Here is an 11,808-nt window from a genome sequence, read left to right on the forward strand (position 1 = left end):
CGGAAAGGCCGGAGAGAACGGTTCATCGGCGACAGCCCCGAGCTTGCATCGGGATGCGCCACCGCACAAGTGCGGGTGACGCGAAGCTGGCGCCGAAGTATCCCTCAGACGACGGCGCCGGCGTTCGGGTCGTCGCCGCCCGAGTCGCCGTCGCGCTTGACCGGCGGGCCCTTGATCAGGTCCTCGCGCTTCACGCCCAGCCACATCGCGATCGCAGCGGCCACGAAGCACGACGAGTAGATGCCGAAGCAGATGCCGATGGTCAGTGCCAGCGCGAAGTAGTGCAGCGTCGGGCCGCCGAAGAAGAACATCGACAGCACCACGAGCTGCGTGGAGCCGTGGGTGATGATCGTGCGGCTGATGGTCGAGGTGATCGCGTTGTCGATGACTTCGGTGGTCGTCATCTTGCGGTAACGCCGGAAGTTCTCGCGCACGCGGTCGAAGATCACGACCGACTCGTTCACCGAGTAGCCCAGCACCGCCAGCACCGCCGCCAGCACCGCCAGCGAGAACTCCCACTGGAAGAAGGCGAAGAAGCCCAGGATGATCACCACGTCGTGCAGGTTGGCCAGCACGGTGGACAGCGCGAACTTCCACTCGAAGCGGAACGCCAGGTAGATCATGATGCCGATCACCACCATGGCCAGCGCCTTGATGCCGTTGGAGGTCAGCTCGTCGCCGACCTGCGGCCCGACGACCTCGATGCCGCGCTGCGTGGCCGAGGGGTCGACCGACTTCAGCGCCTGCATGACCTGCGCGCTCTGCTGGTCGGAGCTCATGCCCTTCTGGGTGGGCAGGCGGATCTGCACGTCGCGCGAGGTGCCGTAGTTCTGCACCTGCACTTCGGGATAGCCGAGCTTGGTGACGGCCTCGCGCACCTTGCCGATGTCGGCCGACTGCTCGTAGGCCACTTCCATCACCGTGCCGCCGGTGAACTCCACCGACAGGTGCAGCCCGCGGTGGAACAGGAAGAACAGCGCCAGCGCAAAGGTTGCGAAGGAAATGATGTTCAGCACCAGGGCATGGCGCATGAACGGGATGGTCTTGTGGATGCGGAAGAATTCCATGGCGATGGTCCTCGGCCGTTACTTGGTGTCGACCACGGCCGTGCCGTCGGTCTTGGGCCGCCAGACGGTGCCGATCGACACAGACTTGAGCTTCTTCTTCTGGCCGTACCAGAAGTTCACGAGGCCACGCGAGAAGAACACGGCGGAGAACATCGAGGTGACGATGCCGATGCAGTGCACCACCGCGAAGCCGCGCACCGGGCCCGAGCCGAAGGCCAAGAGCGCAATGCCCGCGATCAGCGTGGTCACGTTGGAGTCGAGAATCGTGCCCCAGGCGCGGTCGTAGCCCGCGTGGATGGCGGCCTGCGGCGAAGCGCCGTTGCGCAGCTCTTCGCGCACGCGCTCGTTGATCAGCACGTTGGAGTCGATGGCCACGCCGATGGCCAGCGCCATGGCCGCGATGCCGGGCAGCGTGAGCGTGGCCTGCAGCATCGACAGAATGGCGACCAGCAGCATCAGGTTCACGGCCAGCGCGATCGACGAGAACAGGCCGAACAGCGCGTAGTAGGCACACATGAAGACCATGATGGCCAGGAAGCCGTACATCACGCTCTTGAAGCCTTTTTCGATGTTGTCGGCGCCGAGCGTCGGGCCGATCGTGCGCTCCTGGATGATCTCCATGGGCGCGGCCAGCGAGCCGGCGCGCAGCAGCAGGGCCAGGTCGCTGGCTTCGGCCACCGTCATCGAACCCGAGACCTGGAAGCGGTTGCCCAGTTCGCCGTTGATCGACGGGGCCGTGAGCACTTCGCCCTTGCCCTTCTCGAAGATCAGCATGGCCATGCGCTTCTTGTAGTTCTCGCGGCTGACGTCGCGCATGATGCGACCGCCCTTGGCGTCCATGGTCAGGTCGACCTTGGGCTGGTTGCTCTGCTGGTCGAAGCCGGGCTGGGCGTCGGTGAGGTTCTCGCCGGTGACGAGCACCTGCTTCTTCACGATCACCGGGCGACCACCGCGGTCGAGGAATTTCTCGGAGCCGAAGGGCACGGGCGCGCCGCTCAACTCGGCCGCGCGGCCTTCGGCGCTTTCGTCGACCATGCGCATCTCGAGCGTGGCGGTGCGGCCCAGGATTTCCTTGGCCTTGGCCGTGTCCTGCACGCCGGGCAGCTGCACGACGATGCGGTCCAGGCCCTGCTGCTGGATCACCGGCTCGGCCACGCCGAGTTCGTTGATCCGGTTGTGCAGGGTCGTGATGTTCTGCTTGAGCGCGGCGTCCTGCAGGCGGCGGGCCGCCTCGGGCTTGATGGTGGCGGTCAGGCGCCAGTTGGTGCCGTCTTGCGTGTCGGTGGTGCTGAGGTCGGGGAACTGGTCCACGATCAGGCGCTTGGCGGTCTCCAGCGAGGCCGCGTCGCGGAAGGTCACCTCGACGGTCTGGCCGTTGCGGCTGACCTGGGTGCCGCGGATGCTCTTGTCGCGGAAGGTGGTGCGCAGGTCGCTCGCGAACGATTCGGCCTTCTTGTCGATGGCGCCCTTCATGTCGACCTGCAGCAGGAAGTCGACGCCGCCGCGCAGGTCCAGGCCCAGGTACATCGGGAACGCATGCAGCGACGTGAGCCACTTGGGCGAACGCGACAGCAGGTTCAGCGCCACCGTGTAGGGCGGGTCGCTGGCGTCGGGCACCAGGGCGCGCTGCACGACGTCGCGCGCCTTGAGCTGGTCGTCGGTGGTGGTGAAGCGGGCGCGCAGCGAGCCGGCGTCCAGCGTCACCAGGTCGGGCGTCAGGCCGGCCGCCTTCAGCGCCTCCTCGACCCGGGTCTGGGTGGCGGCATCGACCTTGACGGTCGTCTTGGCCGCGGACACCTGCACCGCGGGTGCCTCGCCGAAGAAATTGGGCAGGGCGTAGATGAGCCCCACGAGCAGCACGATCACGATGATCGTGTACTTCCAGACCGGGTAACGGTTCATGAGAAGGCGCTTTTCACAAGCGTTTCAGAAATGGAACACGGCGTGACTTGGGGCCCTGCGCCCTGAAGCGCAAGGTTCAGCTCACGCTTTTATTGCTTGACGGCGCCCTTGGGCAGCACCTGGACCACCGCGCTGCGCTGGATCTTGATCTCGACGCCGTTGGCGATTTCCAGGCCGAGGTACTGGTCGTTCAGCGAGGTGATCTTGCCGAGCACGCCGCCGGCCGTGGCGACTTCGTCACCCTTGGCCAGGGCTTCGATCATGGCGCGGGCCTCTTTCTGGCGCTTCATTTGCGGGCGGATCATGACGAAATACAGCACCACGAACATCAGCACCAGCGGCAGCATGCTGCCCAGCGAAGACAACATGTCGCCACCACCGGCGGCTGCGGGCGCGGTTTGAGCGAAAGCAGAGGAAATGAACAAGAGAGTCTCCAGCAGAGGGAAGAGAGAAGAAAAAGACTTCAGATGCGCGGGCCGGGCCCGCGGTTCCGCGCCCACGAGGGATGCGGGCCGCAAGTCAAAGGCTCGGCGGGGGAGGCCGCGCGCAGTCGGGCATTGTATTCGGCGCGGATGGCCGTTTCGCGCCCTTATCCGGCGCACCCCCGAGGGCTTTCAGCTATCGTTTAAATAGCAAAGAGCGCCGCAGGGGCGCTCTTTGTCAGGGGAAACGGGCCTGGCGGATCAGGCCGCTGCGCGCTGCGCCTGGGGGTTGCGCCACTTGCCCATCAGCTCGGTCCAGCGGGTGCGGGCCGCCGCCAGGTTGCGCTCCTTGACGTGGCCGTAGCCGCGGATCTGCTCGGGCAGGCTCGCGATCTCCAGCGCCAGCGCGTGGTTGTCGGCGCGCAGGCCCTTGAGCACTTCCTCGATGCTGGCGCGGTACTCGCCGATGAGGGCGCGCTCGGTCTTGCGTTCCTCGGTGCGGCCGAAGACGTCGAGTGCCGTGCCGCGCAGGCCCTTGAGCTTCGCCAGGAAGCGGAAGCCCGTGAGCATCCAGGGGCCGAACTTCTGCTTCTGCAGCTGGCCCTTGGTGTTCTTCTTGGCCATGAGCGGCGGCGCCAGGTGGTAGTTGAGCTTGTAGTCGCCTTCGAACATGCCCTCGACGCGATCGAGGAAGGTGCGGTCGGTGTGCAGGCGGGCGACTTCGTACTCGTCCTTGTAGGCCATGAGCTTGAACAGGTAGCGCGCCACCGTTTCGGCCAGGCCCGTGCTCTTGCCGACGGCCGACTCGACCTGCTGCACGCGGCCGACGAAGGCCTTGTATTCCTCGGCGTAGGCGGCGTTCTGGTAGCCGGTCAGGAACTCGGCGCGGCGCGCCACCAGGGCCTCCACCGTCTCGCGCTTCTTGAACTCGATGACCTGGCCCGGGCGCACGCGCTTTTGCAGCTCGTCCGGGCGCACGGCGGCCTGGCGGCCCCACTCGAAGGCGGTCTTGTTGTTCTCGATGGCCACGGCATTCAGCTCGATGGCGCGCATCAGCGACTCGTGCGCCAGCGGCACCCAGCCCTTCTGCCAGGCGTAGCCCAGGATCATCGGGTTGACGTAGATGGTGTCGCCCATCAGCGCGGTGGCGGCGGCATCGGCGTCGAAGGCGCCCAGGCCGTCGATGCCCACGGCGCGCGCAATTTCAGCGGCGCAGGCGTCTTCGGGGTTCTGCCAGTTGGCGTTGCGCACGAAGGCGGCCGTGGGCGCGCTGTGGCTGTTGAGCGCCACGTGCGTGCGCCCTTCGCGCATGCGCGCCATGGTCTCGGCGTTGATCGTGACGAGCGGGTCGCAGGCCAGGATCAGGTCCGCCGCCGCGGTGCCCACGCGGGTGGTGCGGATGTCGTCCTGCGTGTCGCCGATGAGCACGTGGCTCCAGGTGGCGCCGCCCTTTTGCGCCAGGCCCGCCGCGTCCTGCGTGACGATGCCCTTGGCCTCGATGTGCGCGGCCATGCCCAGCAGCTGGCCGATGGTGATCACGCCCGTGCCGCCAACGCCGGCCACCACCACGCCCCAGACCTTGCCGCCCGCGAGCGACGGAATGGCGGGCTCGGCCAGCAGGCCGAACTCGGCCGGCGTGGCCGCCTTGTTCTTGCCCTTCTTCTTGAGCTGGCCGCCTTCGACGGTCACGAAGCTCGGGCAGAAGCCCTTCAGGCAGCTCATGTCCTTGTTGCAGCTGCTCTGGTTGATGGTGCGCTTGCGGCCGAATTCGGTTTCCAGCGGCTCCACGCTCAGGCAGTTGCTCTGCACGCTGCAGTCGCCACAGCCTTCGCAGACCAGCTCGTTGATGACCACGCGCTTGGCCGGATCGACGGCCGTGCCGCGCTTGCGGCGGCGGCGCTTCTCGGTGGCGCAGGTCTGGTCGTAGATGATGGCCGTGGTGCCGGACATGGCGCGGAACTCGCGCTGCACGTCGTCCAGCAGGTCGCGGTGCTTCACCTGCACGTGGTCGCCGGGAATGTTCACGCCCTCGTACTTCTCGGGCTCGTCGGTGACGATGACGACCTTCTTCGTGCCCTCGGCATGCAGGCTCTCGGCAATCTGCAGCACCGAGTGGCCCTCGGGGCGCTCGCCCACGGTCTGGCCGCCGGTCATGGCGACCGCGTCGTTGTAGAGGATCTTGTAGGTGATGTTCACGCCCGCCGCGATGCTCTGGCGAATCGCCAGCAGGCCGCTGTGGAAGTACGTGCCGTCGCCCAGGTTGGCGAAGATGTGCTGGTCGGTCGTGAAGGGCTGCTGGCCGACCCATGGCACGCCCTCGCCGCCCATCTGCGTGAAGCCGATGGTGGAGCGGTCCATCCAGGTCGCCATGAAGTGGCAGCCGATGCCGCCCATCGCGCGCGAACCTTCGGGCACGACGGTGCTGGTGTTGTGCGGGCAGCCCGAGCAGAACCAGGGCTGGCGCGTGGCGTCGGCCACGCTGGTGGAGGCCTGCTGCACCACCATCGCGCGTTCCTTGGCCTCGAGGATGGCCAGCTGCGCGTCGATGCGCGCGGCCATGTCGGCGCCGGCGGCGGCCAAGAGGCCCGTCTTCTTCAGGCGCCCGGCGATCGCCTTGGCGATGAGGGCCGGGTTCAGGTCGGCGTTGGCGCGCAGCAGCGTGTGCGAGGTCGGGTTGGGCATCGACCATTCGCCGCCGGAGTAGCCGTCGTCCGTGGAGCTGGCGCCTTCGTCGAACTTGCCGACCACGTTGGGGCGCACATCGGAGCGCCAGTTGTAGAGCTCTTCCTTGAGCTGGTATTCGATGACCTGGCGCTTCTCCTCGACCACCAGGATTTCCTGCAGGCCGGTGGCGAATTCGCGCGTGAGCTGCGCCTCCAGCGGCCACACCACGCCCACCTTGTGCAGGCGAATGCCCAGCTGGCGGCAGGCCGCGTCGTCCAGGCCCAGGTCGATGAGCGCCTGGCGCGTGTCGTTGTAGGCCTTGCCGCTGGCCATGATGCCGAAGCGGTCGTTCGGGCCTTCGATCACGTTGTGGTTCAGGCGGTTGGCGCGGATGTAGGCCAGCGCGGCGTACCACTTGTAGTGCATGAGCCGGGCTTCCTGCTCCAGCGCATGGTCGGGCCAGCGGATGTGCAGGCCGCCGGGCGGCATCTCGAAGTCGGTGGGAATGACGATGTCGACGCGCTCGGGGTCGATCATGGCCGTGGCGCTGGACTCGACGATCTCCTGGATCGTCTTCATGCCCGACCACACGCCCGAGAAGCGGCTCAGCGCGAAGGCGTGGATGCCCAGGTCCAGGATTTCCTGCACGTTGGCCGGGAAGAACACCGGCGTGCCGCAGGCCTTGAAGATGTGGTCGCTCTGGTGTGCTGCGGTCGAGCTCTTGGAGATGTGGTCGTCGCCGGCCACAGCGATCACGCCGCCCCAGGCGGTGGTGCCGGCCATGTTGGCGTGCTTGAAGACGTCGGAGCAGCGGTCCACGCCCGGGCCCTTGCCGTACCAGATGCCGAAGACGCCGTCGAACTTGTTGGTGCCCTGGGGCGAGAAGCCCAGCTGCTGCGTGCCCCACAGCGCCGTGGCCGCGAGCTCTTCGTTCACGCCGGGCTGGAAGACGATGTTCTGTTCCTTGAGGAACTTGCTGGCCTTCCACAGCGCCTGGTCGTAGCCGCCGAGCGGGGAGCCGCGGTAGCCGCTGATGAAACCGGCGGTGTTCTTGCCGACCTGCTTGTCGCGCAGGCGCTGCAGCATCGGCAGCTTGACCAGGGCCTGCACCCCGCTCATGAAGGCGCGCCCGTAATCGAGGCTGTATTTGTCGTCGAGCGTGACGGTTTCTAGCGCGCGGCGAATGTGCTCGGGCAGCGGGGCGTTCATGTGGTCTGTCTCCGTGTGGCAGGGCTTTGTGGGCCTGGCTGAATTGGCGGTGGGTCTGTGCCCGGTAGGGCGCAAGCCCATGGTGACGCAAAGTGTATGCCGGGGTCCGCGACAGGTGTTTGCGTTTTTTGCTTCGAAAAAACGACTTTCAGAAAGAATCTTGCTTAACATCCACCCCTATGGAAAGCATTGACAAGTTCGACCTCGCTATCCTGCAAGAACTGCAGACCGATGGCCGCCTCACGAACGCCGAATTGGCGCAGCGCGTGGGCCTGTCGGCGGCGCCCTGCTGGCGCCGCGTGCGCGCGCTGGAAGACGCCGGCTTCATCAAGGGCTACCGCGCCGAGATCGACCGCCACAAGATCGGACTGGGCGTGCTCGCTTTCGTGCGCGTGGACACCGAGCGCGTGACCCACGAAGCCACGCGCAAGCTCGAGGACGCGATCCGCAAGATGCCTGAGGTGGTGGCCTGCCACTACATCAGCGGCACCGGCACCTTCGAGCTGCAGGTGGTGGCGCAGGACCTGAACGGCTTCTCGGCCTTCGCGCGGCAGAACCTCATGAACCTGCCTAACGTGAAGGACCTGCACACCAGCTTCTCGCTGGGCGAGGTGAAGGCCAACAGCGCGCTGCCGCTGGGGCACCTGGCGAAGTAGCCGCCCCCAAAAAAGAAAAGGGCCGCCTCCCGCGAGGGAGCCGGCCCGACGGCGATGCGCCTTGGCAGACTGATTAGAAGGTGATGTCCTTCTCGACGTCCTGCAGCTTGCGGCGCGCCAGCGCCAGGTTCGACTTCGCCTTGTCGAGCACGAAGTAGATGAACACGCCTTCCTTCTGCGCCATCGGGCGCAGCAGGTGGTACTGCTTGCCCAGCGTGATGAGGATGTCTTCGATGGTGTCGCTCAGGCCCAGCGCGCGCATCGTCTTGAGCTTGGCGCGCATCACTTCGGTGTTGCCGGCGGCGGCCACTTCGAGGTCCACGCCGGTGCCGGCGGCGCCCAGCATCATGCCGCTGGCGGAGTCGACCACGGCAGCGCACAGGGCGCCGTCGGCGGTCAGGAGGGAGTCGAGGCTGGTCTGGATCGAGGCCATGTCAGTAAGTCCTGTGAGTGAAATTCATGCGAATGAAAAAGAGGGTGGAGACGTCGCATGCCAATCCGTCTCCGCCCGTGAATTCGTGGATGAAAACTAGGGCTGCGGCGCCTCGAGCGCCCGCACGCAGGCCGCCGTGCGGTACATCGCCTGCGCGAGCACCGCGTCGGCGTCGGCGATGACGTTCACCACCAGCGAGGTCTCGCCGCTGTGCACCGGGCTGACGAGCGCAAAGCCGTTGTCGGTCGCGACCGTGATGCAGGTGCAGCGACCCAGGCGCGCCTCCTGCGACACCACCGCGCCGATGGCGGCGATCGAGCTGGCCATGGCGGCGATGCGTGCGGGCTCGACGTCGCGCCGCGCGACGCTGGCGATCTCGAAGCCATCGGGCGTGGCGATCACCACCGAGGCGATGCCCGTGACCTCGTCGAGCACGCGGCGGGCCTCGACTGCGGCGCGCAGCTTCAGGGCGTGGGGAATCTTCATGGCGCGGCCTCCTCGTCGAGCACTTCGATCTGCATCAGCAGCGTCTCGATCAGCGCGACCACGTCGTCCTTGCGGCGCGGGTCGACCGCCAGCAGCGGCAGCACCAGCCCGCGCGCCGCCAGCGCCTGCGCGTAGTCGTCGAGCGTGGGGATGGGGTGCGACGGCAGGCGGCTCACGCCCACGGCACAGGGCATGCGCTCGAGCGCGCCGGCGAAGCCGTCCAGGTACTGGGCCAGGTCGGCCATCGGGTCGGGGCGGCTGTTGTCCAGCAGGATCGCCAGGCCCAGCGCATCGCGCACCAGGATCTTCCACATGAAGTCGAAGCGGCTCTGGCCCGGCGTGCCGTACAGGCGCAGCCGGTCGCCGTTGTCCAGCGTCACCTGGCCGAAGTCGAGTCCCACCGTGGTGGTGGCCTTGGCGACCGAGGTGTCGGCGTTGGCGACCTCGGTGGCGATCGGCGCGGTCTCGCTGATGGCCGCGATGGCCGTGGTCTTGCCCACGCCCATCGGGCCCGTGAAGACGAGCTTGAAGTCCCTCATGCCGGCGCCCCGTTCAGGCCAGCCCGAGGCGTCGGCGGATGCGCGAGAGCAGGCCCCGCTTGTGCTGCGCGGCCTCGCCGCCGGCACTCGCGCCCGAGGGGCGCGGCGCGCGGGCTTCCTCCGACCAGGTCAGCGCGCCTTCTTCCTCCAGCAGGCCGAGGAAGGTGCTGCACTCCTGCACGTCGATGCGGCCCAGCACGCTCAGGCTTTCGGCCGACTGCGCGCTCTTGGACAGGGCCGCCGCCAGCCGCACGTAGATCGGATGGCGCTGCAGGGTCACCTGCGAGGGCCAGCGGATCAGCGAGGCGCGCGCGCGGATCGAGCGCACCATGGCGCGCGCCGCGTCGCCCGAGGCCCCGCTCGGCGCGACCTGGTTGAGCAGCGCGACCAGCTCTTCCGCGTAGATGGGACGTGCCAGCGTGCGGCGCGCGGGCGCGGCGGCCACGGCCTCGCCGCGCGCCACCATCGGCACCACGAAGCGCGCGGACGGCGTCTGCCGCTCGGCGGCCGGTGCATCGCCGTCCACCAGCAACAGGTCGCAGGGCTGCGACTCGCTGACCGTCCACAACGACCGGAGATTGGAGCTGAGGCGAACGATGATCCGCAGGAGCTCGACCTCGACCTGAGGGAGCCCCATGACGCCCAAAACCAATGGCATACCTTCTTCCCTGAGCAATTGCTTTTAATAGTTCCTTATTGTTATATGTGTTAACTAATTGATGCGTTGTGTATCGAGTCGATGCCCAAATTTGGACACGCACCGAGAAGTAACGCACACGCTGGGAGCGCCGAGCCGGCGGCGCGGCCCTTCGCGAGACCTCTGGGACACTGGGGTCCATGAATTCCGAAGAAGCTGGCCCACGGGCCCTGTCACACCTGCACACCCTGGGCCTGCTGACCGACGCGGAACACGCGCAGGCGCTCGCGCACCCCGACCTGCCCAACACGCCGCTGCGCACCCCGAGCGAAGCGCTGGGCTGGGCGGCCGCCAAGGGCATCGTCGCGCCGGAGGCCTTGCCCGGTCTGCGCGACCGCGCCGCCCCCCGGCGCGCAAGACGAGGCGCACCGCACCGTGGCGAACGCGGTGGCCATGGTCAGCGGCCAGGCGCCGGCCTGGGTGCTGCTCGAGATCAGCCTCATGGCGAACCGCCTGGAAGACGGCGTGACCGATGACGCGCTCGATCGGCTCCAAGCGCTGCAGCTGATCGACCCCGCACAGCACGCACAGGCCCTCAGCCTGCTGCCCGCACAGGACCCCGAATGGGCAGCGCCCGCCTCGCCGGCCGCCACGCTGGCCTGGGCCGTGCGCACCGGCGTGCTGACGCCGGCGCAACTGCAGATGCTCGCATCGCCGATGTCCGCGGTCTCGCCGGAAGGCCGGCAGGTCGTGGCCGACGCGCTCGTCCGCACGGAACGCAGCAGCGGCGGGCGCACGAAGACCGTGCGCACCCACAGCGTGACGTGGAGTTCCACTGGCGCCTCCGGCTCGCCCCGCGCGGGCAAGGTGATCGCGGTCGTGGCCGTGGTGGCCGTCGCGCTCTACTTCCTGTTCGCCCGATAGGCGGCAAGGGGTCCCGATAGCGACCGCCTAAAATGCTCGCCCACCGCTTCCCGCCGGGCGGCAAGACACAAGGACCCCGAATGAACTCTCTACGCCGCGCCCTGGCCCTCGGCCTCGCTGCCGCCACGCTCGCCTTCGGTGCCCAGGCCCAAGCCCAGAACCGCGAACTCACCGTGGCCTCCAGCGCCACCTACGCGCCGTTTGCCTTCGAGAACAAGGACAAGCAGATCGTCGGCTTCGACATCGACATCATCAACGCCATCGCCAAGCAGCAGGGCCTGAAGATCAAGATCGTCAACACGCCCTTCACCGGCATCTTCGGCGCGCTGAACAACGGCGACGTCGACCTGGTGATCTCGGGCGTCACCATCAACGAGAAGCGCAAGCAGAGCTACGACTTCACGCCGCCGTACTTCGCGGCGCGCCAGCTGATCGCGCTGCCGAAGAACAGCACCGTGGCCTCGCTGAAGGACCTCACGGGCAAGAAGATCGCCGTGGTCAGCGCCTCCACCGCCGACGACATCGCCTCACGCGAGTTCGGCAAGACCAGCCCCAACATCCGCCGCTTCGAGAGCACGCCACTCATCATTTCCGAGCTGGCCGGCGGCGGCGTCGATGCCGCCATGGGCGACAACGGCGTGATCGCCTACCGCGTGGCGCAGCACCCCGAGCTGAAGACGCTGGACGACAAGTCCTTCCCCGAAGAAGGCTTCGGCATCGTCGTGAAGAAGGGCGACAAGGCGCTGCTGGACAAGCTCAGCGCCGGCCTGGCGGCCATCCGCGCCGATGGCAGCTACGTGACGATCTACAAGAAGTGGTTCAACAAGGACCCGAACGTGCGCTGAGCCGCACGGCATTTTCCTGAACAC

General features: G+C 67.3%; 11 protein-coding genes. 3 read left to right on the forward strand and 8 right to left on the reverse strand.

From position 1 onward, the window contains the following. Positions 1-104 precede the first annotated feature (104 nt). The 4 genes from secF to ACAM52_RS32730 all read right to left on the reverse strand — a co-directional run bounded on the left by secF (position 105) and on the right by ACAM52_RS32730 (position 7,264). On the reverse strand, positions 105-1,067 hold the full coding sequence (gene secF / locus ACAM52_RS32715) for a protein translocase subunit SecF (protein WP_062478240.1): 963 nt from the start codon (positions 1,065-1,067) through the stop codon (positions 105-107). An 18-nt stretch (positions 1,068-1,085) separates the two neighbouring features. Then, a complete protein-coding gene (gene secD / locus ACAM52_RS32720; protein ID WP_062478237.1) occupies positions 1,086-2,969 on the reverse strand; it encodes a protein translocase subunit SecD in 1,884 nt (627 codons plus the stop codon). A gap of 89 nt (positions 2,970-3,058) precedes the next feature. Beyond that, positions 3,059-3,394, reverse strand: coding sequence for a preprotein translocase subunit YajC (yajC, locus tag ACAM52_RS32725; protein ID WP_062478234.1), 336 nt, complete (start codon positions 3,392-3,394; stop codon positions 3,059-3,061). A gap of 258 nt (positions 3,395-3,652) precedes the next feature. Then, a complete protein-coding gene (locus tag ACAM52_RS32730) occupies positions 3,653-7,264 on the reverse strand; it encodes an indolepyruvate ferredoxin oxidoreductase family protein (protein ID WP_369645604.1) in 3,612 nt (1,203 codons plus the stop codon). Between the two features lie 179 nt (positions 7,265-7,443). Here ACAM52_RS32730 and ACAM52_RS32735 point away from each other — a divergent pair, with 179 nt between their 5' ends. Further along, complete coding sequence (locus ACAM52_RS32735) at positions 7,444-7,920, forward strand: Lrp/AsnC family transcriptional regulator (RefSeq protein ID WP_062478228.1); 477 nt, start codon at positions 7,444-7,446, stop codon at positions 7,918-7,920. A 73-nt stretch (positions 7,921-7,993) separates the two neighbouring features. On the opposite strand, the gene ACAM52_RS32740 is transcribed toward ACAM52_RS32735, so the two are convergent. The 4 genes from ACAM52_RS32740 to ACAM52_RS32755 all read right to left on the reverse strand — a co-directional run bounded on the left by ACAM52_RS32740 (position 7,994) and on the right by ACAM52_RS32755 (position 10,036). Then, entirely contained in the window at positions 7,994-8,353 is a 360-nt protein-coding gene (locus tag ACAM52_RS32740) for a hypothetical protein (RefSeq protein WP_369645605.1), read from the reverse strand. Positions 8,354-8,449: 96 nt separating this feature from the next. Then, positions 8,450-8,839: a roadblock/LC7 domain-containing protein gene (locus ACAM52_RS32745; protein ID WP_139700765.1), complete on the reverse strand. Its 390-nt coding sequence runs from the start codon at positions 8,837-8,839 to the stop codon at positions 8,450-8,452. Beyond that, positions 8,836-9,378, reverse strand: coding sequence for an ATP/GTP-binding protein (locus tag ACAM52_RS32750; RefSeq protein ID WP_369645606.1), 543 nt, complete (start codon positions 9,376-9,378; stop codon positions 8,836-8,838). Before ACAM52_RS32750 ends, ACAM52_RS32745 begins: the two co-directional genes overlap by 4 nt. 13 nt (positions 9,379-9,391) lie before the next feature. Beyond that, a complete protein-coding gene (locus ACAM52_RS32755) occupies positions 9,392-10,036 on the reverse strand; it encodes a hypothetical protein (RefSeq protein ID WP_369645607.1) in 645 nt (214 codons plus the stop codon). Between the two features lie 414 nt (positions 10,037-10,450). On the opposite strand from ACAM52_RS32755, the gene ACAM52_RS32760 reads away from it, so the two are divergent. Both ACAM52_RS32760 and ACAM52_RS32765 read left to right on the forward strand, forming a co-directional pair. After that, complete coding sequence (locus tag ACAM52_RS32760) at positions 10,451-10,939, forward strand: hypothetical protein (protein ID WP_369645608.1); 489 nt, start codon at positions 10,451-10,453, stop codon at positions 10,937-10,939. Positions 10,940-11,019: 80 nt separating this feature from the next. After that, complete coding sequence (locus tag ACAM52_RS32765) at positions 11,020-11,784, forward strand: basic amino acid ABC transporter substrate-binding protein (protein WP_369645609.1); 765 nt, start codon at positions 11,020-11,022, stop codon at positions 11,782-11,784. Positions 11,785-11,808: the final 24 nt, after the last annotated feature.

This window comes from Variovorax sp. V118 (assembly GCF_041154445.1).
Lineage (GTDB): Bacteria > Pseudomonadota > Gammaproteobacteria > Burkholderiales > Burkholderiaceae_C > Variovorax > Variovorax boronicumulans.

What these genes read in the sequence shown, in the direction of transcription:
- secF (WP_062478240.1), bottom strand. Translation starts at nt 1,067, where the DNA reads ATGGAATTCTTCCGCATCCACAAGACCATCCCGTTCATGCGCCATGCC.
- secD (WP_062478237.1), bottom strand. Translation starts at nt 2,969, where the DNA reads ATGAACCGTTACCCGGTCTGGAAGTACACGATCATCGTGATCGTGCTG.
- ACAM52_RS32730 (WP_369645604.1), bottom strand. Translation starts at nt 7,264, where the DNA reads ATGAACGCCCCGCTGCCCGAGCACATTCGCCGCGCGCTAGAAACCGTC.
- ACAM52_RS32735 (WP_062478228.1), top strand. Translation starts at nt 7,444, where the DNA reads ATGGAAAGCATTGACAAGTTCGACCTCGCTATCCTGCAAGAACTGCAG.
- ACAM52_RS32740 (WP_369645605.1), bottom strand. Translation starts at nt 8,353, where the DNA reads ATGGCCTCGATCCAGACCAGCCTCGACTCCCTCCTGACCGCCGACGGC.
- ACAM52_RS32745 (WP_139700765.1), bottom strand. Translation starts at nt 8,839, where the DNA reads ATGAAGATTCCCCACGCCCTGAAGCTGCGCGCCGCAGTCGAGGCCCGC.
- ACAM52_RS32750 (WP_369645606.1), bottom strand. Translation starts at nt 9,378, where the DNA reads ATGAGGGACTTCAAGCTCGTCTTCACGGGCCCGATGGGCGTGGGCAAG.
- ACAM52_RS32755 (WP_369645607.1), bottom strand. Translation starts at nt 10,036, where the DNA reads ATGCCATTGGTTTTGGGCGTCATGGGGCTCCCTCAGGTCGAGGTCGAG.
- ACAM52_RS32765 (WP_369645609.1), top strand. Translation starts at nt 11,020, where the DNA reads ATGAACTCTCTACGCCGCGCCCTGGCCCTCGGCCTCGCTGCCGCCACG.